General features: G+C 71.5%; 16 protein-coding genes. 6 read left to right on the top strand and 10 right to left on the bottom strand.

All coding sequences use genetic code 11. The annotated features are described in order from the left end of the window. Positions 1-223: 223 nt before the first annotated feature. On the top strand, positions 224-3,091 hold the full coding sequence (locus tag RM609_RS05645) for an AfsR/SARP family transcriptional regulator (protein ID WP_311608405.1): 2,868 nt from the start codon (positions 224-226) through the stop codon (positions 3,089-3,091). A 98-nt stretch (positions 3,092-3,189) separates the two neighbouring features. On the opposite strand, the gene RM609_RS05640 is transcribed toward RM609_RS05645, so the two are convergent. Genes RM609_RS05640 through RM609_RS05630 form a run of 3 tightly spaced genes read right to left on the bottom strand, consistent with a single transcriptional unit; the run spans position 3,190 to position 6,137 of the window. Then, positions 3,190-4,242 carry a basic secretory protein-like protein gene (locus tag RM609_RS05640; RefSeq protein ID WP_311608403.1) on the bottom strand — a complete coding sequence of 351 codons (1,053 nt, stop codon included), beginning with the start codon at positions 4,240-4,242 and terminating at the stop codon, positions 3,190-3,192. Between the two features lie 46 nt (positions 4,243-4,288). Then, positions 4,289-5,215, bottom strand: a complete 927-nt coding sequence (locus tag RM609_RS05635; protein ID WP_311608402.1) for a peptidoglycan-binding domain-containing protein — start codon at positions 5,213-5,215, stop codon at positions 4,289-4,291. Positions 5,216-5,237: 22 nt separating this feature from the next. Next, positions 5,238-6,137: a CAP domain-containing protein gene (locus tag RM609_RS05630; RefSeq protein WP_311608401.1), complete on the bottom strand. Its 900-nt coding sequence runs from the start codon at positions 6,135-6,137 to the stop codon at positions 5,238-5,240. A gap of 387 nt (positions 6,138-6,524) precedes the next feature. On the opposite strand from RM609_RS05630, the gene RM609_RS05625 reads away from it, so the two are divergent. After that, positions 6,525-7,547, top strand: coding sequence for a peptidoglycan-binding protein (locus tag RM609_RS05625; RefSeq protein ID WP_311608399.1), 1,023 nt, complete (start codon positions 6,525-6,527; stop codon positions 7,545-7,547). A gap of 71 nt (positions 7,548-7,618) precedes the next feature. Here the strand turns inward: RM609_RS05625 and RM609_RS05620 are convergent, their stop codons facing one another. Next, the gene (locus RM609_RS05620) at positions 7,619-10,006 is read right to left on the bottom strand and encodes a phosphoketolase family protein (protein WP_311608397.1); all 2,388 of its coding nucleotides are present in this window, start codon (positions 10,004-10,006) and stop codon (positions 7,619-7,621) included. A gap of 168 nt (positions 10,007-10,174) precedes the next feature. On the opposite strand from RM609_RS05620, the gene ppk2 reads away from it, so the two are divergent. Further along, positions 10,175-10,993 (top strand): polyphosphate kinase 2, encoded by an 819-nt coding sequence (gene ppk2, locus RM609_RS05615; protein WP_311608396.1) that lies wholly within the window; start codon positions 10,175-10,177, stop codon positions 10,991-10,993. A 38-nt stretch (positions 10,994-11,031) separates the two neighbouring features. Here ppk2 and RM609_RS05610 read toward each other — a convergent pair whose 3' ends face one another. Further along, a complete protein-coding gene (locus tag RM609_RS05610; protein WP_311608394.1) occupies positions 11,032-11,721 on the bottom strand; it encodes a pyridoxamine 5'-phosphate oxidase family protein in 690 nt (229 codons plus the stop codon). Positions 11,722-11,960: 239 nt separating this feature from the next. After that, the gene (locus tag RM609_RS05605) at positions 11,961-12,416 is read right to left on the bottom strand and encodes a Crp/Fnr family transcriptional regulator (RefSeq protein ID WP_311608393.1); all 456 of its coding nucleotides are present in this window, start codon (positions 12,414-12,416) and stop codon (positions 11,961-11,963) included. 297 nt (positions 12,417-12,713) lie between these two features. Between RM609_RS05605 and RM609_RS05600 the strand changes: the two genes are divergently transcribed. After that, positions 12,714-13,181 carry an RICIN domain-containing protein gene (locus tag RM609_RS05600; RefSeq protein ID WP_311608392.1) on the top strand — a complete coding sequence of 156 codons (468 nt, stop codon included), beginning with the start codon at positions 12,714-12,716 and terminating at the stop codon, positions 13,179-13,181. A gap of 52 nt (positions 13,182-13,233) precedes the next feature. Here RM609_RS05600 and RM609_RS05595 read toward each other — a convergent pair whose 3' ends face one another. The 3 genes from RM609_RS05595 to RM609_RS05585 form a co-directional block, all read right to left on the bottom strand. Next, on the bottom strand, positions 13,234-17,946 hold the full coding sequence (locus tag RM609_RS05595) for a tetratricopeptide repeat protein (RefSeq protein WP_311608390.1): 4,713 nt from the start codon (positions 17,944-17,946) through the stop codon (positions 13,234-13,236). A 148-nt stretch (positions 17,947-18,094) separates the two neighbouring features. After that, positions 18,095-18,421, bottom strand: coding sequence for a trypco2 family protein (locus tag RM609_RS05590; protein ID WP_311608389.1), 327 nt, complete (start codon positions 18,419-18,421; stop codon positions 18,095-18,097). A 181-nt stretch (positions 18,422-18,602) separates the two neighbouring features. Further along, positions 18,603-19,928 carry an alkaline phosphatase family protein gene (locus RM609_RS05585; RefSeq protein WP_311608388.1) on the bottom strand — a complete coding sequence of 442 codons (1,326 nt, stop codon included), beginning with the start codon at positions 19,926-19,928 and terminating at the stop codon, positions 18,603-18,605. A 404-nt stretch (positions 19,929-20,332) separates the two neighbouring features. Between RM609_RS05585 and RM609_RS05580 the strand changes: the two genes are divergently transcribed. Together RM609_RS05580 and RM609_RS05575 are read left to right on the top strand one after the other, a co-directional pair. Beyond that, positions 20,333-21,328: a GlxA family transcriptional regulator gene (locus RM609_RS05580; RefSeq protein ID WP_311608387.1), complete on the top strand. Its 996-nt coding sequence runs from the start codon at positions 20,333-20,335 to the stop codon at positions 21,326-21,328. 62 nt (positions 21,329-21,390) lie between these two features. Further along, positions 21,391-21,993, top strand: a complete 603-nt coding sequence (locus tag RM609_RS05575) for a cysteine hydrolase family protein (protein ID WP_311608386.1) — start codon at positions 21,391-21,393, stop codon at positions 21,991-21,993. A 37-nt stretch (positions 21,994-22,030) separates the two neighbouring features. Here RM609_RS05575 and RM609_RS05570 read toward each other — a convergent pair whose 3' ends face one another. Next, entirely contained in the window at positions 22,031-22,552 is a 522-nt protein-coding gene (locus RM609_RS05570) for a hypothetical protein (protein WP_311608385.1), read from the bottom strand. Positions 22,553-22,680 lie beyond the last annotated feature (128 nt).

The following is a 22,680-nucleotide window of genomic DNA, read 5'->3' as shown; positions in this document are numbered from 1 at the left end:
GAGCGGCCCGCTCTCCTCGTATGCCGGACCCGCCCCTGCGGAACCGGTGTCACGGGCGATCCGCCCCCCCCTCGTGACCTCTCGTCAAAAGGTCCTCACGCCAAGTGGTCCTCACGTCATTCGGAGACATCCCATGCCTCTCACTGCCTCTCCCGGCCACTCCTCCGGCGGCGTATCCGGGCGAACCGCCGCCTGCCGGTTCACCGTTCTCGGTCCCCTTCGCGTGTACGACGGGCCGGCCGAGATGCCCGTCGGCGCGCCCCGGGTGCAGGCGGTGCTCACGGTCCTGCTGCTGCGGGCGGGCACCTCCGTGTCCGCCCGGGAACTGATCGCCGCGGTCTGGGGCGACGAGGCCCCGCCCGGCGCGCTGGGGGCGTTGCGCACCCATGTCTTCACCCTGCGTCGGCTGCTGGAGCCCGGCCGGGCGCCCCGCGCCGCCGCGCTGACGCTGCTGACGACGGGCGACGGCTACACCCTGCGCGTCGCCCCGGAGGACGTCGACCTGACGGTCTTCGAGCTCCGTATGGCCGAGGCACGGCGGGAGCGGGCCGCCGGCCGGCCCGAACAGGCACGGTCACTGCTCGTCTCCGCGCTGGACCTGTGGCGCGGCAGGCCGCTCGCCGGCGTGCCCGGCCCGTACGCCGAGGCCCAGCGCACCCGGCTGGAGGAGCTGCGCCTGTCGGCCGTCGAGGCACGCTGGGAGGCCGAGATCGCGCTGGGCGGGCACGACAACGCGCTCGGTCCGCTGCGCGCGCTGGCCGCCGAACACCCGTGGCGCGAGCGGGTCCACGAGCTGCTGATGACAGCGCTGCATCGCGCCGGACGACAGGCGGACGCACTCGACGTCCACGCGCACGTCCGCCGCGCGCTCGCCGAGGAACTGGGCACCCGCCCGGGCCCCGGCCTGGACCGGCTCCAGCAGAAGATCCTCACCGCCGGCCCCGGGCGGCAGTCGGGCGACGCGACCGGGCTCCGGGCTCCGGCCCGGTCCGACGGACCGGCCCGGCTGCCCCAGGACACCGCCGACTTCACAGGCCGGAACGACGAGGCCGACCGGCTGTGCACCGCGCTGGAAAGCGGCCGGATCGTCGCCCTCAGCGCGATCAGCGGGATGGGCGGCATCGGCAAGACCGCGCTCGCCGTCCACGTGGCCCACCGGATGCGCCACCGCTTCCCGGACGGGCAGCTCTACGCGGACCTGAGGGGAACCGACCCCCGGCCCGCGGAGCCCATGGAGGTGCTGGGCCGCTTCCTGCGCGTCCTCGGCGTCCGCGCCGGCCACCTCCCGGCGCTGCCCGGGGAACGGGCCGCCCTCTACCGCTCCATGCTCGCCACCCGGCGGGTGCTCGTCCTGCTGGACAACGCCCGCGACCTGGCCCAGGTCCGCGACCTGCTGCCCGGCGCACCCGGCAGCGCCGTCCTGCTCACCAGCCGCTCCCGGCTCGCCGGGCTGACCGGGGCCACCCTGGTGGACCTGGGGCCCATGACACCGGCGGAGGCCCTGGAGCTGCTGACCCGGATCGTCGGCGAACGGCGCGTGTCCGCCGAGCCGGAGGCCGCCGCCGAGGTGCTCGACGCCTGCGGCCATCTGCCACTCGCCCTCCGCATCGTGGCGTCCCGGCTGGCCGCCCGGCCGGACCACACCCTCACGGAGACCGCCGCGCTGCTGGCGGACGAGCGGCGCCGCCTCGGCGCGTTCACGGCGGAGGACGCCGCCGTGGAGACGACCTTCCGGCTCGGCATGGACCTGCTCGACGCCGAGCACGTCCGCGCCTTCCGGCTGCTGGCCCTGCCCGAGGTGCCCGAGGTGAGCGTGCCCGCGGCGGCGGCGCTGCTCGCCCGGCCGGAGCGGGAGGCGGAGGAGCTGTGCGAGTCGCTGGTCGACCTGAGCCTGCTGGAATCGGTAGCCCCCGGCCGCTACCGCTACCACGACCTGCTCCGGCTCTTCGCCCGTCAGACCGCGGTCGCCGAAGTGCCGGACCACGAGCGGACCGCCGCGCTCACCCGCCTGCTGGAGTTCGCCCTCGCCACCGCCCTCGATGCCCACCGGGCGTCGCTGCCCGACGACCTCTTCCCCGGGAACGCGGCCCCGCCGCGCTCCGCGGGCCTGGTCTTCGCCGGCCCGCAGGAGGCCGCCGCCTGGCTGCTCGACGAACAGTCGTCGCTCCTGGGGCTCGTCGAGCAGGCGGCGGGCGACCCCTCCCTGTCGCTGACCGTCTGCTCGGACCTGCTGCTGGCCGCGGACCCGCTCGGCCGCCTCGGCGCGCAGCCGTACGGCCTCGAGCGCGCCGCCCGGACCCTGGCCGAGGCCGCGCGCGCCGCCGGCCACCGCACCGCGGAAGCACGCGCCCTGTACATGCTGGGCGGCTCCGTGCAGCACCGCTTCGCCATGCGGCTCGGCGCCCCCGCCCTGGACCGGGCCATCGAGCTGTGCCGGGCGGCCGGGGAGCGGACGCTGCTCGCCCACGCCCTGATCACACGGGGCGGAGGCGCGCTGGCCCTGCGCGACTTCACCACCGCGCACGCCATGCTGACCGAGGCACTGGCCCACGGCAGGGCCCTGGCCAGCCGTGGCACCGAGGCATACGCGCTCGGCTTCCTCGGCCTGGCCCTGCTGGCCACCGGCCGGGCCGAGGAGGGGCTGGCGCACTGCCGCGAGGCCGTCGCCGTCACCCGGGCGACCGGCGACGTCGCGGGCCAGGCCAACGCGCTGCACAACCTCGCCCAGGTCTGCCTGTGGACCGGGCGGACCTCCGAGACCTTCGACAGCCTGCACGAGAGCCTGCGCCTGTGGCGGCAGACGGGCTCCCGCTTCCGCGAGGGCCTGTTGCTCGGCGCGATCGCCGAGGCCCACAACCTCTCGGGACGACCCGTGGAGGCCGCCGAACACGCCGCGCGGGCACGGGACATCGCCGAGGCGCGCGGCGACGCGGGCATCCTCGCCCGTGCCCTCGCCCAGCTGGGCCACGCCCACCGGGCACAGGGCGACACCGGCGAGGCCCGGGAGCACTACCGCCGCGCGGAGAGCGTCTTCCGCGAGCTGGGCCTGCCCGACGCGGACGACGTCGCCCGGCACCTCCGGGAGCTCTGACCCGTGGCGGGCGGGGACAGCAGCCGCGCCCCCCGGCTGGGGGGACCGGGGGACGCGGCGCTTCGGCGGGACGGGGGAAGTCGTCCCGCCGAGGGGACTCAGCGCTTGGGGATCTCGTCCCACAGCTGCTGAGCGGTCTTGCCGGTACGGGCGCTCCACCACGCGTCGTCGCCGGCGTACGAGCCGTCGTGCCCGGCCACGTTCAGCTTGCGCACGATGTCGGCGTCGTAGTGCGTGGCCACGTGGTCGAGGAAGTACGCCGTCGTCTTGTAGGCGTCGGTGTACTTATCGGAGGACCGGACGTAGGGGAGCCCGCCGTTCTCGAAGTGGTAGTTGCGCACCCAGTCGGCCACGCCCTCCACGAAGTACCCCGGCGCGGTGCGGTTCTGCTGGATGATGTGGACCTGCTCGTGGATGAGGAAGCCCGCGTCGCCGGGGTTGCGGCGGACGTAGTCGGGGTTGACGCTCACCATGCCGCCCGAGGCGTAGGCGACACCGGTGTTGGAGCGGTCGAGCACGATCCGGTACTCGGCGGGCGCCGCGTAGGCGTCGCCTATGATCAGCGCGACCGTCTTGGGGTACCAGGTCTCCAGCACCGGCTTCCGCTCTTCGAGCCAGCCGGCCAGGTCGGGGGCCTGCCCGGCGTCCAGCGTGATCCGCACGCCCTGGCCGCCGGGCTGCCGCTGCTGCGGCTGGGAGCCGGCGGGCAGCAGCTCCCATCGCTGGCCGGGGTCGCCCCCGTCCGGGCTCCGCAGCGCCAGCGCGATGCCCTCGCCGACGGCCGTCAGATAACGGTCGCCTTCGTTCCCGCGCGCCGTCTTGATCCGGTACCAGCCGCTGCCCGCGTCCTCGAACAGCCAGCGCTGGTTGGCGTCGCCGTGCTCGGAGAACAGGTGGGTGACCCCGGCGCTGAAGTTGTAGTCGAGGACCATGGCCTGGCCGGGGCCGTGGGTGCCGTGGGTCAGACCCGTCTCCAGCAGCCACGAGCCGTTGTCCTTGGCCCAGAAGACCCACTGCTGGGCCTTGGAGCCGTTGGGCTTCCAGCCCTGGATCTTCGTGCCCGGTGCCGTGTTGCTGTGGTCGACGTCGGCCGTCAGGCCGTTGGCGGACCGGAGGGTGAACAACTGGCCGTTCTGTGGAACGACAGACATGCTGTGACGCCTTTCGTGGGTTTCGTGGGTGAGGAGCGCGAAGGGTTCAGCCGGTGACGCGGAAGCCGTGCTCCGCGCCCAGCTTCTCGAGGGTGTTACGGCCCGGGACGCCGTCGGCGTCGTCGCCCTCGTAGCCGCAGCGGCTCTGCCACTCGGCGTAGGCGTCCTGGGTCCTGGTGCCGAAGGATCCGTCGACCCAGTCCGCGGACAGCAGGCCCTCGGCCTGGAGGGCCCGCTCCACGACGAGCACGTCGTCGCGGTGGGAGGTCGCGCCCTGCGGGGCGTCCGGGTCGCTCCCGGCCGCGGCCACGACCTTCGCCAGGCTGACGTCGGCGGCCCCCGCCGTGGACGGGGCGCCGGACTCCTCGTCCGCGGTCTCGGTCACGGACGGGGCCGGGGCATCGCCTGAGCCCGCGGTGAGGATCGCCGACCGGTCGATGGCACCCGGGTCCCAGTGGTCGTTGCCGGGGACGTTGGCGTGCCCGTAGTGGCCGCCCTCGGAGTGCCAGGTGTCGCTGTCCCGGTCGGTGGAGTCCGAGCCGTCGGCGGCGAGGTCGCCCGCCGGCCAGGCGTCCGGGACGCCCCAGGAGCGGGCGGCGTCGAGCAGCGCGGCGAAGTTCGGCCCCGGCTGCCAGTAGCCGGTGAAGGGCTCGCTCGCCCGGGCCAGCACCTCGACCTGGATGCAGACCCTGCCGGTGCGGTTGGTGCGGTCGTCGCCGTCGTTGCGCAGGGCGCGGGCGCTCTCGTCCAGCGGGCCGAACTGGCCGATGCGGTCGGTCGTGGGGTCGTAGAGCACGTGCGGCTCGGCGCCGATCTCGATCAGGTAGTCGGCGGTGGAGTCGAACTCCGCGTCGCCGGCGCCGCTCTCGGTGGTGTGCCAGACGATGCGGGGCGGCTCGTCCGGGGTGTCCATGCCGCCGCCGATGTCGCCGTCGCCGAGGCGCTCGGCACCGGAAATCCAGGTGATGCCCATGGGGGTGTCCTCTCGGGTGTCGTCAGCCGGCGAAGGTCTGCGTCCAGCGGCCGCCGCTGCCGGGGGAGAAGGCCGCCCCGAAGCGCCGGAAGTCACGCCCGAGGATGTTGTTGCGGTGCCCCTCACTGCGCATCCACATGTCCATGGTTCCGCGCACGTCGGAACCCGTGGCCGCGTTCTCGGCCATGGGCACGTTCGCGATGCCCGCGTCGTTGATCCGCTTCCACGGCGTGCTGCCGTCCCTGCCGTCGTGGCCCAGGAAGTTGTTGCGCGCCATGTCGTCGGAGTGCCGCTGCGCCGCCGCGCTCAGCCGGCCGTCGAGGACCAGGCCCGGCAGACCGGCCTTCGCCCGCTCCTGGTTGACCAGGCTGAGCATCTCCTCGACCGCCGAGCCGCCACCGCCACCACCGGGCTGCGGCTGGGGCTGGGGCTGCTGACCCGGCTGAGGCTGCGGCTGCTGTCCCTGGCCGGAAAAGGAGACGCTCTCCAGCCGCCACCGCTGGGCGTCGCTGCCGGAGTCGGCCTTCCACACGCCCAGGAAGCGGCCGCCGCCGTCGGCGGTCAGATAGGCGTCGCCGCCTTCCGTGCGCCGGCTCTTGATCCGCACGTAGCCGTCGCCGGCGTCCTCCAGCTGCCACAGCTGGTTGTCCTGCCCGTGCTCCTCGACCAGGTGGGCCCGCCAGTTGGTGAAGTCGTAGTCGAGGACCATGGCCTGGCCGGGGCCGTGGGTGCCGTGCGTCAGGCCGGTCTCCAGCAGCCACGAGCCGTTGTCCTTGGCCCAGAAGACCCACTGCTGGGCCTTGGAACCGTTGGGCGACCAACCCTGGATCTTCGTGCCCGGTGCCGTGTTGCTGTGGTCGATGTCGGCGACCACACCGGTCGCCGAGCGAAGGACGTACATCTGGCCGTTCTGCGGGGACATTTCTCTCTGCCAACCGTTCTGGAGCGCTGCGCATTCTTCGGCGCAGCGTCGTATGAATTGCTCCGGGAGCAGCCGAACCTTTTCGGCGTTCACCATGCTGCCGAGTCCTGATTCACGGTGGGTCAACGTGAAATCAATGCCGGTCAACGCGGATCAACGCGCTGGTCAACGCCTCCCGGAAAAGCGTTCAACGGGGGCCCGGAAGAGCATGTCCGGCCTCGATGTGGCATGGTGATCGACAGCTCGCTGCCCACGTCGGCGGCGGTGCACGTCCATGCCGTGCCCTCTGCGCACCATCGCGCGAGCGTTCATTCCGGTTCATTCCACTGTGGTCACGTCACCGACGCCACGGAAATATTCATGTTCAAAATCCAGGAGGGGTAAACCATGTCCGGAGCAAGGGAATTCATCAGCGTCGCCCGGGAGGAGATCGGATACCAGGAGGGCTTTTCCGACGGGCACTGGGACAACGACAACAAGTTCGGCCGCTGGTACGGCATGAACGAGGAGGCGTGGTGCGGCATGTTCGTGAGCTGGGCCGCGGACCGCAGCGGGAACGGCGACATCGTGCCGCGCTACGCGTGGTGCCCGGCGGGCGTGGAGTGGTTCCAGGGCCGCGACCGCTGGAGCGCTTACCCGGCTGTCGGCAGCGTGGTCTTCTTCGGCCCCGGCGGCGGCTCGCACACGGGCATCTGCATCGCGTACACGGACGACGAGATCACCACCATCGAGGGCAACACCAACGACTCGGGCTCGGCCGAGGGCGACGGCGTCTACCTCAAGACCCGGCCGCGCAAGTCGTCCTACGTCTACGGGTACGGCATCCCGGACTTCCCGGAGGGCGCCGTCGTGGCCGACCCCGACTGGCAGGGGCGCCCCGGCGTCGTCTACTTCGGCGAGCAGGCCGACGAGTCCGACATCCCGGCCGGCGGCGACACCTCCTCCCGGCCCGCCGCCCGGGAGGAGGACCGCAAGGAAGACCGGGACGGGGGGACGCCGGAGGACGGCGACTCCTCCCGCCAGGTCGTGATCGACGGTCTGGCCTACGGCCCCGGGAGCAGCGGCGAGCACATCACCCGCCTGGGAGAGATGCTGGTGCGGGCCGGCTGCGGCGCCTACGAGGAGGGCCCCGGCCCCGAATGGACGGACGCGGACACCGAGTCGGTGCGCCGGTACCAGGAGAAGATCGGCGACACGGGCGCCGACGCGGACGGCATCCCGGGCCCCAAGCAGCTGGCGCGGCTGACGGCGGAGTACGGCCGGGCCCGCACCGTCACGGTGCGGGAGGGCGACACGCTCTCGTCCATCGCGGCGGCGAACGACGTCCCGCTGTCCGGACTGACGGCGGCGAACCCGCAGATCGAGGACCCCGACACGATCACCCCGGGAGAAACGGTCACGCTTCCGTAGCCATCGGCCGCCCGGACGCGGAGCAGCGCTCCCCGGGCGGCCCCACCGCTGTCCCGAGGGACCGGCGGTCGTCAGCCCGCCCAGGTCCAGTCGGCGACCTCCGGGAGGTCCGTGCCGTGTTCGCGGATCCAGGCGTGGTGACGGGTGCGGCTGTCCTCCATGGCCTGCCGTACGGCGGTGGCGCGGGCGGCCAGGCCCGGGACGCGGTCGATGACGTCCATGACGAGCCGGTAGCGGTCGAGGTCGTTGCGTACGACCATGTCGAAGGGCGTGGTGGTGGTGCCGATCTCCTTGTAGCCGCGTACGTGCAGGTGGGGGTGGCCGGTGCGGCGGTATGCGAGGCGGTGGATGAGCCAGGGGTAGCCGTGGTAGGCGAAGATCACCGGCTTGTCCGGGGTGAACAGGGCGTCGTACTCGGGGTCGGTCATGCCGTGCGGGTGCTCTTCGTCGGGCAGCAGCCTGGCCAGGTCGACGACGTTGACGACGCGGAGGGCCAGTCCGGGCAGGTGCCGGCGGACGAGCTGGGCGGCGGCGAGCACCTCCTGGGTGGGGATGTCTCCGGCGCAGGCGAGGACGGCGTCGGGTTCCCGGGTGCCGTCCTCGGTGCCGGCCCACTCCCAGATGCCGGCGCCCCGGGCACAGTGCGCCCGCGCCTGCTCCGGGCTCAGCCAGTCGAAACAGGGCTGCTTCCCGGCGACGATGACATTGACGTAGTCACGGCTGCGAAGCACATGGTCGGCCACGGCCAGCAGGGTGTTGGCGTCCGGCGGGAGGTAGACCCGTACGACCTCGGGGCTCTTGTTGAGGATGTGGTCGATGAAGCCGGGGTCCTGGTGGGAGAACCCGTTGTGGTCCTGTCGCCAGACGTGCGAGGTGAGCAGGTAGTTGAGCGAGGCGATGGGGCGGCGCCACGGCAGCCCGCGGGTGACCCGGAGCCATTTGATGTGCTGGTTGACCATGGAGTCGACGAGGTGGACGAACGCCTCGTAGCAGGAGAACAGACCGTGCCGTCCGGTGAGCAGATAGCCCTCCAGCCAGCCCTGGCAGGTGTGCTCGGAGAGGATCTCCATCACCCGGCCGTGCCGGTCCAGGTGCTCGTCGGTGGTGAGAGTGGTGGCCTGCCAGGCCTTGCCGCTGGCCCGGTAGACGGCCTGAAGCCGGTTGGAGGCGGTCTCGTCGGGGCCGACCAGGCGGAAGTCCCGGCGGTCGCCGGTGGCCTCCATGACGTCCTCGAGCAGGTCGCCCAGCACTCGGGTGGGCTCGTGCCGGGTGGCGCCGGGCTTGTCGACGGCCACGGCGAAGCGCTCGAGGGGCGGCAGGGGGAGCTCGCGCAGCAGGAGACCGCCGTTGGCGTGCGGGGTCGCGCCGAGGCGCCGGTCGCCGTCCGGTACGCAGGCCAGCAGCTCGGGCCGGGGCCGGCCGTGCTCGTCGAAGAGCTCCTCCGGGCGGTACGAACGCAGCCACGCCTCCAACTGCCGCAGGTGTTCGGGGTTCTCACGGACTGCGGCGAGCGGCACCTGGTGTGCGCGCCAGGTGCCTTCGACGGGCAGCCCGTCGACTTCGGCGGGGCCGGTCCAGCCCTTCGGCGTGCGCAGCACGATCACCGGCCAGCGAGGGCGTTCGGTGACGCCCTCGGTGCGGGCGGCGTGCTGGGCGGCCGCGATGTGGTCGAGCGCGGTGTCCATGGCGTGGGCCATGTCGCGGTGTACCTGGAGGGGTTCGTCGCCGGTCACGTGGATGACGTGATGGCCGTAGCCCTTGAGGAGTTCGTCGAGTTCGTGTTCGGGGATGCGGGCGAGGACGGTCGGGTTGGCGATCTTGTAGCCGTTGAGGTGGAGGATGGGCAGGACCGCGCCGTCGTGGACGGGGTCGAGGAACTTGTTCGAATGCCAGGAGGCGGCCAGCGGTCCGGTCTCGGCCTCGCCGTCGCCGATGACGCACGTGACGACCAGGTCCGGGTTGTCGAAGGCGGCTCCGTAGGCGTGGGAGAGGGAGTAGCCCAGTTCACCGCCCTCGTGGATCGACCCCGGGGTCTCGGGGGCGACGTGGCTGGGTACGCCGCCGGGGAAGGAGAACTGCCGGAACAGCCGCTCCATGCCTGCCGCGTCCCGGGTGACGTCGGGGTACGTCTCCGTGTACGTCCCCTCCAGCCAGGAGTTGGCCAAAACCGCCGGGCCGCCGTGCCCGGGGCCCCAGACGCACAGGGCGTTCAGGTCGCGGGCGCGGATGACGCGGTTGAGGTGGGTGTGGACCAGGTTCAGGCCCGGGGAGGTGCCCCAGTGGCCCAGCAGCCGGGGTTTGATGTGCTCGGGGCGCAGGGGCTGGGTCAGGAGAGGGTTGGCCATCAGATAGATCTGCCCGACGGCCAGATAGTTCGCGGCCCTCCAGTGGGCGTCCAGGGCCCGTAGCTCCTCGTCGGTGGGAGTGGTGGCCGGTGCCGGCGTCGTGACGTCCCGCATGACTGCCTCCGAAGGGTTGGACGGGGCCCTGTCAGTAGCTTTTCCCAGCCTGGGCTTCGCGGGGCGCTGCCACCAGGGCCGATCGGAGGGCACCCGGGCCCATTCGGCCCAGGCGGGGCCGGCCGGGCAGGTCCGCGCCGTAGTGTCGGCAGGGGCGTACGGGAGGAGATGACGGTGACTGACGACGAACGGCCGCAGCGCTTGTCGCGCCCGGTGTACGAGCGGGAGCTGCTGCGGCTCCAGGTGGAGCTGGTCAGGCTCCAGGAGTGGGTGCGGGCCGGGGGCCGACGGCTCGTCGTGGTCTTCGAGGGACGCGACGCGGCGGGCAAAGGTGGCGCGATCCAGCGGGTCGCCCAGCGCCTGAACCCGCGTGTCGTCCGGATCGCCGCGCTGCCCGTGCCGACCGAGCGGGAACGCACGCAGTGGTACTTCCAGCGCTATGTGGAACAGCTGCCCGCCGCCGGGGAGATCGTCCTGTTCGACCGCAGCTGGTACAACCGCGCCGGCGTCGAGCACGTCATGGGCTTCTGCACCGACGAAGAGTACGCGCGGTTCCTCCGCCAGTGCCCCGTATTCGAACGGCTCCTTGTCGAGGACGGGATCCTGCTGCGCAAGTACTGGTTCTCGGTGAGCGACACGGTGCAGGAGCAACGGTTCCGTGACCGGTTGAAGGATCCGACACGGCGCTGGAAGCTGTCGGCGATGGACCTGGAGTCGATCACCCGTTGGGAGGCGTACTCGCGGGCGAAGGACGAGATGTTCGAACACACCGACATTCCCGAGGTGCCCTGGTACGTCGTCGAGAGCGACGACAAGCGCTCGGCCCGCATCAACATGATCGCCCACCTGCTGTCCACGGTGACGTACCACGACATCCCCGTGCCCGCCCTCGACCTGCCGCCCCGCCCACCCTCCACCGGATACCGGCGGCCTCCTCGGGAACAGCAGACACGGGTGCCCGACCGGGCGGCGAAGCTTGCTCGGTAGAGAACCGGAACGTGTCGGGATGTGGATTGTCAGGTGTTTCACCGGGTGTGGATCGTACGCCCGGTGACGTGACCAGGGCGGACCCGGATCCATAGGTCACGCTTCCCGCCGGCCCAGGGTTGCGCTCCGGGGCGGGTGGCGAGGGCTTCGACGGTGCCGGGGTCGGTGATGTGTTCGGCCGTTCCGGTGATGAGGACGCTCCAGCCGCGGCTGGCGTGTGCGTCGATGTGGTCGGCCTCGAACGCGAGCGGGCCGCCGTCGGCCGCGGCCGCCGTGCCTCCCGACTCGGTCCGGTAGACGATGGTGCGGCCGTCGACCAGGAAGTTCACGGGCAGGACGACGGGAGCGGGCCCGGTCGTCAGGCCGATCCTGCCGATGCCATGAGTGCCGAGCCGCCGCCAGCAGTCGTCCTCGGAGAGCTGCGCGAGCACGGGACTGGTACCGGCCGGCTGCTGACCGGGTGCCGCTTCGCGCGGGCCTCCGGTGAGTTCGTCGTACGGCATCTCCAAGGCGGCCGCGAGGCGCATGAGGGCGGCGGGGTCGAAGTCGCCGCCGAACGCCTCCAGCTGACTCAGATAGGGCACGGACATGCCCGCGCGGCACGCCACTTCCTCACGGGACAGCCCCAGTTGCTCACGGCGTACGGCACAGCGGGTCGCCACCGTGTCCGTAGGCGGACCACCGGAGTCCGTGCCGGGGTCGCCGGGGCGCGGTCCGCCGTTGTGCATCGTCCCAGCCTCCACATGATCGCCCGGCGAGGCGTGCCGTCGCCGTCGGCTGCCGGATCGCGAGCCGCCCTTTCGTCAGGGGATCAGAACCCGGGAGCTTGTGCCAGCGCTGCGCCGCCGACCGGGCCGGGCGGTGGCGGCCCGTTGGCCCGTCCAGGCGAAGGGGTGATCCGCAGCTCGACCCGGGGTGCCGTCCGGGGTGCGCAGTTCGTGGCCGGCGTCGGCGGCGAATGCCGCGGTCACCGCGCCACCCCACTCCCGTACGGGCCGTAGAGGTCGAGCAGCCGGGTGCGGGCCGCCCGCAGGCGTCCGCCGATGACCTCCACGACGTAGGCGAGCAGCGCGTGGTCGAGCTCGGGATCGCGTTCGCACAGGGCGAGGACCTCGGCCGCGTCGAACTGCCACGCTTCCACCGGGGCCGTCGACTCCGCGCCCAGGTGCCACTGGTGCGGCGGACACAGCCAGGACCACCCGAGCAGCCGACCTGCGGCGAGAGTCTCGACGACCGCCGCCTGACGACCCGGCACGTGGATGTCGAGGTCGACCGTGCCGGAGCGGATCACCCAGAACCGGTCCGCCCGCTGACCCTCCTCGAAGATCCTCGTGCCTGCGGGGAACGACACCTCGTGGCCCAGTTCCATCAGCCGTTCGCGATGGTTCTCGGGGATGGCGTCGAGGACACCGGTGCGCTTCACGGCGCTCCGTTCAAACGGGAGCGGGCCGGCGACGCGACGGCACGACCGGCGCCGTATGGACAGTGGCCGGATCCGACAGCCTCGCATCCGTTGTCGGCGACAAATCCGAGTGGGAGACTGCCTGGCAGCTGACGGGAGAGGTACGTCGGAGTATCCAGCAGGCAGTATCACGACTCGCGGTGCCCGGACCCCTTCCACTGCGTACTCCGGATGTCGTCCGGGCTCTTCACCAGTTTCCAGTGAGAAACCGGAGAACCTATGCCCATACGACGCGTTCTGTCCGCACTCTTCGCCACGGTGTCGGCGATACTGGCCATCACCGTGATCGGCACACCCGCGCAGGCCGATGGCTTCAGCCCTATCAAGGTTTGGAACTCGAGCCACTGTCTCGACAATGCCACCGAAAACGCCGCGAGACTCCAGATGTGGTCGTGCACCGGCGTTTCCGAGCAGAATTGGCTCGAAGGGTTCAACACTCAGACCGGCCTGTTCACCTTCACCAACTCGCGCACAGGACGATGCATCACCGCTCCGGCCTCGGGGGCCGGGACGGTCACGATGGCGTTCTGCGACGCGGCCGCGGCGACCCAGCAGTGGCGCGTCTTCTTCGCGGACAACCCCAACGGGCCGCCTTCAGGCTGGTACGACGTATGGCAGAACGTGTCGAGCGGGCTCTGTCTGTCGACGCCGAGCGTGCGAAACGGCACCCTCCTGCAAACGACGCTCTGTAATGCTTCCGAGCAGTACGAAAGGTGGCATCAATAAATCCCTCATCGTGGTGCCCGCTTGTGCGACGCCGATCGATGGCCCGGCGTTCTCAACCCTGGCCTACGAGGCGCGCGTGGGTGTCCATCATCGTGTCGAGGTAGGGGGCGGCGAGGCCCGGTTCGTTCTCGGCGATCGCCTGCCACAGGGAGGCCGCTTCCCTGATGGCGTCGCTCGCCTCCTCCCGTTCGACGTCCGCGAGCAGCCGGGTTCTGGCGTGCGCGTAGAGCGCGAAGGCGAGGTGGTCCTGGTGCGCGGCGCGGTGGCGGGCGGCCAGGCGGCGGCTCAGGGGGACGGCCCGGGCTGTGGTGTCCAGAGCCTCCGCGTGCCGTCCCGCCTCGCCCAGCCGCAGGCCATGGTGCGCGAGCGCCCAGACCAGGACCGCTTCGTCGGCCTCGGCCCCGGTCGTCGCCAACTTCTCGGACAGGGCCAGGGCCTCGGCGGAGACGTCGAAGGCCTCTTCGTGCGGTGGTGAGCCGAGTGCCAGGAGGCGGCCGAGGTCGATCAGCGTCAGGGCCGGCACCCGGCCGTGGGCGGGGTCGGCGTCGGCCAGGACGCGGGCGATGGCGACGGCCTCCCGGGCGTGCGGCAGGCCCTCGGCCGCCCGGCCCCGCTCCACGAGGTGTACGCCCAGATCGGAGCGGGCCAGGCTGCGGGCGACGTCGCGGCCGCCGGTGCCGGCCGGCAGGGCGTCCGCGACGGCGACAGCCCGTCGAAGGGTTTCCTCCGCTACCCGCCGGCCGGCATTGTGCTGGAGGCAGCCGAGGACCCACAGTGACTCGGCCAGCAGGCCCTGGTGCGCGTCGTCCCGCCGTGCGAGGTCGTCGAGCAGTCCGGCCGCCTCCTCGGCGATGGGCAGGGCCTCGGCACGCCGGCCCGCCTGGATCAGGTACGTCGCCAGGCAGGACAGGGCCGGGAGCAGCCGGGGCCAAGGCCTTGCGGAGACGTCCCCTGCCGCCTCCCGATGGGCGGCGAGAGCCTTGCGCATGACGCGTGCCGCGTCGTCCGGGCGGCCCGCCGCGGAGAGCTGGGTGGCGAGGACGTACAGCTCGTCGCCGTACGCCGGAGCCGAACCGGCGTCCTGCTCCCGTTCCAGCAGACGGCCGCTGACCTTGATGGACTCCTCCAGTACGGCCAGGGCTTCCGATGTGTGCCCGGCCCGGGACAGCACCAGCCAGTGACCGGACAGAGCCGTGGCGAACCCGCGTTCGTACAAGTCCGCGTCCTCCCCCACGAGGCCGCGGTACAGCTTCACCGCTTCGGCCGCCGCGGGCACGGCGTCCTCCGTCCGTCCCATGTCGCCCAGGCAGTGCGTCCTGGCGAGCAGGGCGCCCGCCAGGGCGGAGCGCGACCTGCCGACCGGATCCGCCGTCACCGAACGGCGACGGATGCGGACCACCTCGTCCAGCGCCGACAGGGCCTCGTCCGCTCTTCCGAGGGTGTTCAACCGACGTGAGAGGTTGTTCAGAGCGCACGCCAGGTCTTCGAGCGGGGCATCGGGGCGCTGCTCGGCGAGCAGGCGGTACAGGGTGACCGACTCCTCGCCGGTGCGTAAGGCGTCCTCCGGGTGCCCGGTCTCCTCCAGCTGGGTGGCCAACGTGTCCAGGCTCATGGCGAGGTCGGCCCTGAACGCGCCGGGTTCCGTCTCGGTCAGAGTCCGGTGGAGGCGGACCGACTCATGGGCGGCTTCCAGGGCGTCCGCCGTCCGCCGCACGTCGTTCAGCCGGTGGGCGTAAGTGTTGAGGGAGTTGGCGAGCCGGTGCCCGAATGCGTCGGGTTCCTGTTCCGCCAGGCCCCGGTAGAGGCGGACGGCCTCCTCGGCTCGCGCCAGGGCCTCGTCCGGCTGTCCCGCCCCGGCCAGGTCGATCGCGAGGGAGTGCACGCTGAGCGCGAGGTCGGCGAGGTACGCGCCGGGGCGTTCACCGGCCAGGCGGCGCCGGATCGTGACGGCCTCCTCCGTCGCCGCCAGCGCCTCCTTCGGTCTGCCCGCGCGGTGGAGGCTGGTGGAGTACGTGCCCAGGCTGCGGGCGACGCCGTTCAGAAAGGCGTCGGGGCGCCGTTCGGCCAGTGACCGGTAGAAGGTGACGGCCTCCCGGCTCACCGGCACGGCCTCCTCGACGCGCCCGCACTCCTGCAGCCATATGGCCTGGTTGTTCAGAGCCGCCGCAAGGTCCGGCAGGGCTTCATCGCCGTACTCCTTGTGCAAGCCGCGCCGGATGGCGACTTCCTCGTCCATCGACTTCAGCGCCGCTTCGGGGCGGCCCAGCTCGCCTTCCGCCTGGGCGAGCGCGCCCAGGCCGTGGGCCAGGCCGGACAAGGACTCGGGCGCGTCGGGCCGGGCCTCGCGCAGTTCACGGTAGAAGCGCACGGCTTCCCGGGCGTGCGACAGGGCCTTTTCCCGCCGGCCCAGACCGCGCGCCATCAGCGACAGATTGTGCAGGACGGCGGCGAGATGCGGCCGGTGGGTCGCCGGATCGTCCCGCTCCAGCCGCCGGTAGAGCTGGACGACCTCGTCGGTGGCCGCGTACGCCTCACGGGTGCGCCCCACGTCATCGAGGCGGCCGCTCAGGCGACGCAGCATCAGCGCCAGGTCCGGCAGGCAGGCCGGGTCCTTGCCGGCCCGCTTGCGGTGGATCCTGACGAGCCGCTCGGTCACCTGCGCGGCCGGCGGGGCCAGCGCGTGCGTCGGTCGCGGCAGGCGGTCGGCCAGTCCGAGCAGATCCTCCGGCGTGGCACCGGGTTCGTCGGCCAGCCTGCCCAACGCCGACACCAGCGGTTCCGGCCGCTCGACCTGCGTGGCGACGTCGATGGCGGGCTGCGTCAGCACGTCGCGACGGCGTACGCACAGCTCCGTGAGGGGGGCGTCGAGGGCGCCGAGGTGGGCGGGGTGGGCGGCCGCCCGGGCGTAGACGGTGAGCAACTGCGTGATCTGCGCGTCGGTGAGGTCCTGCGGCCCGGCGTACGGGCCGTGGTCACCCGCCGTCACGCCGCCGAGCAGGTCCTCCGCGAGGTCGGGGTTCCTGCTCAGCCGCTCTCCGACGAAGTACTCGGCCAGCCGGTCCGGACGCAGGGCCCCCCACGCCCCGCCGTCGCGGGGCGGGTACAGCGCGGCGATCCAGCCGGTGAGGGACCGGTGGCACGCCCGTCCCCGGTCCCTGAGACAGGAGATACGGCCCAGGAGGACTTCCGCCCGGGAGGGGGTGTCGGCGCCGCACAGGAAGGCAGCGGCGAGGGCGTCCTCGAGGGTCTTGTCATCCAGCTCCGTCAGCGCGTGCTGCCGGGCGGCGTTCTCCCAGTACTTGGACTCATGGTCGAGCAGTCGCCTTTCCACGCGTACGGCCTTGCGGCCGGCAGCGGTGACCGGCTCGTTTCCGGCCCCTGGCCCGGTTTCGGCCCCCGGCCGGGCCGAGGCGGCGCGGACGGACTCATCCAGTAGGTCGGCCAGGGCGGTCATGTGGAGAGTGAGGGCCATGTCCAGTCCGGGGCCGCCCAGCCGTTCGGGACGGTCCCGAACGGCATCGGTCACCGTCGTGGCGTGCTCGGGCCAGGTGTGGTGCTCCTGCCCGCGCACCTCCGGCAGGGCCCGGGCCAGACTCTCCACGGCGGACCGGTATGCCTCGGCACGGCCTTGGGGGTCCGGCTCCAGCGGCGGCAACGGCGTCTCGATCATGTCGTCGAGGAGGTCCCGGGTGTCGCTGTTCGCCCGCCGCGCGGGCCGCCACCAGTCGTCGTCGGCGGTACGGGCGAGCAGCAGTACCTTGAACGGCGTCGGGACCGTACGGGCGACGATCGTCTTGAGCAGGGCGGTCAGCTGCTCGACACGCGTCTCGGCGTAGTCGAGGACCACCAGCAGCGGAACGGCCGTGTCGGCGAGCGCCGCCATGTCCCCGGCCTTCGCGTCGCTCCTCAGCCACACCACCGTCGAGTGCCTGCTTTCCAGCCGGGCCGTGAGCTCAAGGGCCAGCCGGGTCTTGCCCTGGCCTCCCGGCCCGTGCACGAGACGCACGGCGAGGCCGGGCTCCTCGCACCACTCGCGCAACTCCTGGAGCAGTGCTTTACGAGCGCGGAAGGGCACCACGGCACGCCGGGCCTCCAGCAGCGCCGCGGGCGACGCCGGCAGAGCCGGTGCCGCCAGGCGGTCCCTGAACCGGGACGAAAGGCCGGACAGCCCCTTCCACTCCGCAGGTTCCAGCACCGTTCCCACGCCGTGCTCCGCCAGGACCCGGCGGAAGCCGCCGTCGTTGAGCAGGACATAGGCCGGCACCACTTCCAGCCGGGTGTGCGCGAAACCACCGAAGTCCGTGCACATCACCCCGGTGAGGAGCCCGTCACAGAACATGGCCGCGCCCGACAGGCCCGCCCAGGGCGAGACCGCCCGCCCGGACGGGTCGGTGCACGGCTCGACTCGTTCGGTGAGGCGCATGAGGTACCGGTTGTTGGCGGAGCGGTCCGCCCGGTTGACGGTTCCCTCCAAGTGCAGAATGTCTGCCGCCTGACGTTCCCGCTGTACGACGTCCGGCAGGCCTCGCGTCTCGCACGCGGTCGCGGGCCGGTGGGTGACGAGCCGCCCCCACCGGACGGACCCGTTCGCCGGTGGTGCCCCTGCCGCGTCCGGATACGCGCTGTCGACACGCAGGAGGGCCGCGTCGTCCCGCTCCCCGGGCGTGCCCCGCCAGGCCACCGTGGCGGAGTACTGCCCGTCCTTCCCGGGGTGGAAGAAGGTCACCGTCCCGCCCACCGCCGGCACGACGTGTGCCGAGGTCAAAATGAGGCTGGGGGCGACGACGTACCCCGACCCCGGACCCCGGGGCCCGTTCACCCCGACCACCAGATCACCGTTCACCGTGACGTCCCCCCGTACGTGACTCTCCGGTGACCCCCTCGTAAGGCGCCCGGTTGCTCTTCCCGTTGCGTCAGTCCGCGATGCGGCCGGACACGTCGCCCGGCCCGGGGGGCGCCGACCGCCGTCCGTGAATCCAGACGTCCTCGTCGGGCCCCTTCGGCGTCAGGGCCACCGTCACCCGGTGCGTACGGCTCCGGGCCAGGCCCGCCTCGCCGTCACCGGAGACGACCCAGGCCTTGAAGCCGGCCTTCGCCTTGACGTCCTGGCGGAGCTCGACGGTGAACTCCAGCTCGATCGGGCCCACCTGGAACTTGATCTCCTGCTCGCTGCCACGGGCCACGGCCGCCGTCAGCTCGTCGCGCAACGCGGCCACCGCGGCCGCCAGTTCGATCTCCATGCCTGTGCCTCCCCGCGCACGGCTGCGGACGTACCCGGCAGGGCTTCGTCCACGACCTCGTCGACGGTACAGGTGTGGAGACGGAGGAAGATGGGATTTGCTGACACTGCTCTCTCCGTGGTCTGCCGGACACGGTCGCGGACGCCGTCCGCGACCCGGCAGCTTGACGGGGGCGTGCCGGCTATTCGTTCATTGCCCGGGCGGCCAGAGCGTCGCACACCTTGTCGAGGTAGGACATCCTGCCCGCTTCCGGATTGTTGCCGCTGGAGGTGGGAACCACGACGCCGGCGAGCGGGTTGTCCTCCCGGGGCCGGTCGAGGGTGAGGACGTCGCCGATTCCCGGAGCGGCCTTGTCGCGCTTGGTGAGGGGAGCCACGTCCCACCGCTCCTCGATCGTCTTGAGCAGTGACGTGTGGTCCAGCGGAGTGCCGCCGTCGACGCGGAACACGGTCTCCTCTTCGATGAGGGGAGAGACCAGCACCGTGGGCACGCGCACGCCGAACCGTGTGAAGCCGAAACCGAATTGCCCCTGCGAACCGTCAGGAGGGGCGGCGCCGGAAGGCGGGGGTGCGTGGTCGTAGCAGCCGCCGTGCTCGTCGTAGGTGATGATCAGCAAGGTCTTGTTCCAGTCCGGCCCGTCGCGCAGTGCGTTGTAGACGTCGAGCATGAGCTGCTCACCGTAAGCGACGTCATGAACGGGGTGCTGGTCGTTGCCGTTGGTTCCGTCCCAGTTGGGTTCGAGGAAGATGAACCCTTGGGGGAGAGTACCGTTCGCGGCGGCGGCTTTGAACGCGGCGAGATCACCGAAATGGCTGTCGGAAGCCTGTTGAGTATCGCGGAAGTCGCGGCGGGTCAACAGCCTGCCGCCGCTGTAGATCGCCCAGCCCACTCTGTCGCCGAGTGCGCCGAAGATGCTCGGCGTATCGAAGGCGATGGGGAAGTGGGCCTCCTTGTCATCCATGTGACCCAAACTGGTGCCGGCCAGGGCGAACCCCCGGTTGGGCAGGGTCATGGTCGGTACCGAGCTGTACCACTGGTCACAGACCGCAAAGCCGCGGGCCAGACCGGAGAGGACCGGCAGGGCTTCGGGCGTGAAGCAGCCCATGATGTTGGCCGGCTTGGTACCGGGATATACCTCCCTGCCGTGCTGCGGGTCGAACTGCAGGGCGTCGGCGAAGCTGTCCACGAAGCCGTCCATGGTCGGGACGGAGGTGGGTGTGTCAGGAGTTTCTGTCCGGAACAGCTGCGTATTGGTCGGTTTGTAGCCCTCTCTGGGATCGGCGCCCGGCATGAAGTACGCGTCGGGGGTGCTCGTATCGATCTTGAAGACCGTGACCGGGCCACTGTCCCCGGGGTTGCTCTCCTCTCCCGTCAGGCCTTCGAAGGGCTTGCCTGACGGGGTTTTCTTGTCGGGGTAGAGGAACCCCAGCATGTGGTCGAAGGAGCGGTTCTCCTGCATCAGGACCACGATGTGATCGATCTGGTTCAGTCGGGCGTTGCCAGGCATGCGACGCCTCCTGCCTGTCGGGCTGGACGGTGAAGTGCTGGACACCGTCGCTCTGTTGAATCAGTCAAGGCGCCGCGCGACCGCGTACGGCTGGGCGAACTGCGTGCAGGGCTGTACCCGGCGGGTCTGTCCGGACCAGGGTGGCCTTCAGCGAAACAGCAAGGCCAGACAACGGCAGGATCGGGATTCTGCGTCCCTCTGTGACGCTCTTACTCCTCACCCTAGCCCGACACATCGACCATGCAACCGCGGGCTTTCGCCGCATTTCTCTCCCCCGAACGGCACTGTGGACCTGGCTCCTGTCGATCCCCCTCAAACGCTCAAACGCGATAGGTGCCAGGGATGTCCGGATGTGACATAAGCCTGTCATTGCGGTCGCGCCGGTCGGGGCGGACGATGGACGCATGTCCAGAACCAGCCACCGCGTCGTGATCGCGGTCTTCCCCGACGTCGATCTGCTTGACGTCACGGGGCCGGCCGAGGTCTTCGCGCTGGCCAACCGGGAGTCCGGCGGCCGGGCCGACTACCGGGTCCGCCTGGCCGGGCCCGGGCGGGCCGGGGAGGCGGTGGCCACCTCCGCGGGCGTGCGGGTCGTCACCGACCTCGGCTTCGGCGACGTCGGCACCGCGGTGGACACCCTCCTGGTGCCCGGTGCGGTGGACGTGGACGCCGACGGGCCCCGGCCCCGGATCGACCCCCACGTCGTGGACTGGATCAAGGACACCGCGCCCCATGCACGGCGGATCGCCTCCGTATGCGTGGGCGCCCACCTGCTGGCGGCGGCCGGTCTGCTGGAGGGCAAGGCCGCGACCACGCACTGGTCCACGGCCGACCGGCTCGCCACCGACCACCCCGAGGTCATCGTCGACCCCGACCCCATCTTCATCCGCTCCGGGAAGGTGTGGACCGGAGCGGGCATCAGCGCCTGCCTGGATTTGACCCTCGCCCTGGTCGCCGAGGACCACGGCGAGGACCTCGCGCTCGCGGTCGCCCGGCACCTGGTCGTCTACCTCAAACGCCAAGGCGGCCAGAGCCAGTTCAGCGTGCCGATCAGCCGCCCGCCGACGTCCCGCCGGGACATCGACGAAGTGCGCCGGTACATCGCCGACCACCTCGATACGGACCTGTCGGCGGCCGCGCTTGCGGCCAGGATGTGCCTGAGCGAGCGGCACTTCGCCCGCGTCTTCACGCAGGAGACCGGAGCGACCCCCGCCGCGTACGTCGAAGCCTTGCGCGTCGAGGCCGCCCGCCGCCTACTGGAGACCACCGACCAGCCCCTGGACCACATCGCCCGGGCCACCGGCCTGCGCTCGGTGGAAACCCTCCACCGCGCCTTCCGCCGGCAGATCGCCACCAGCCCGGCCGCCTACCGGCGCCGCTTCCGCACCACCATGGCCTGACCGGTCAACGCGCCCTGCCTGCCGGTTCCATTCCAATCTTCAACTCCAATGAGGACACGACTATGCCTATTTCCACGACACTGCGTGACGTCATCGGCCTGGACAGCCGGCTCCCCAGGGTCGCCGACGCCACCCTCCTGATGATCGACTTCCAGAACACCTACCGCACCGGTGTCATGGCCCTGGAGGGGGCCGAGGAGGCGCTGGCCGCCGGCGCGCGTCTGCTGTCCGCCGCCCGCGCCCAGGGCACGCCCGTGATACACATCGTCAACGACGGCGGCGAGGGCACCCCCTACGACGTCCGGGCCGAGATCGGCGCCATCAGCCCCGAGGTCGCCCCGGCCGAGGGGGAGCCGGTGGTGGTCAAGCAGTTCCCCGACGCCTTCCACAACACCGACCTGGAAAAGACCCTGCGCGACCTGGGCTCCGGATCCGACCTGGTGCTGGCCGGATTCATGACGCACATGTGCGTGACCTTCACGGCCCAGGGTGCTTTCAACCTCGGCTACCGGCCCACCGTCGTCGCCGAGGCCACCGCAACCCGCGCCCTCGCCGCTCCCGACGGCACCGCCCTGCCCGCCGTAGCCCTCCAGGCCGCCGCCCTGACCACCATCGGCGACCTGTTCGGCCTCGTGGCACCCCGAGTGCAGGACCTCACCGTCTGACCCACGCATCGCCGCTCACACGGCTCCGAGCGGAACGTCAGCCGACGTCGGCAGACTCCACGAGGGTGTACATGACCGACCGCTGCTGCTTGTGGCGTTGGATGCGTGCCTTGGCGACCAGGGACTCGAGGGTGTTCCGTACCACCTGCGGTGTCGGATTCCGGCTCGGGTCCTTCTCCAGAAGCTCGTCCCGCAGTTCCTTCGCCGATCGGGGTTCGTCATGCTCGGCGAGCAGGTCCATCAGCAGGTCACCGAGCAGAGGCCGGGGCGACTTCCCCTCCGCGCCGCTCTTCGTCCTGGTGCTCGCTCCGGCTGTGCCCCGGCGCTTCGTCTTCGCGGCCATGGGCTCGTCCTGTGCCTGCTCGGGCAGGCGTGAGGCATCCGCGAAACCTTCGTACCGCTCGGCGAGGCTGAGGATGTCCGAGAGCAGGGTTTCCTCCTGCTTCAGCAGCTCGATCCTCTTCGCCAGCTCCTCCTGACGCCTGCGGTTCTCCTCCAGCTCCGACGCGACCTGCTCCACGTACCGCGATCGAAGCCTGGCCGCTGATTGGCTACTCACACCCGCACACTCCCTCGATATGGATGACGCTGCGCATGGTACCCACGTCGAGGGCCCCGTGCGGATGGGTGGCGACGCCGGACGGCTCGTCGAACATGTTGGCTCTTCACCGTAAGCGCGAATATGCC

This window comes from Streptomyces hesseae (assembly GCF_031845785.1).
GTDB lineage: Bacteria > Actinomycetota > Actinomycetes > Streptomycetales > Streptomycetaceae > Streptomyces > Streptomyces hesseae.
This window is presented reverse-complemented; position numbering and strand designations above follow the sequence as displayed.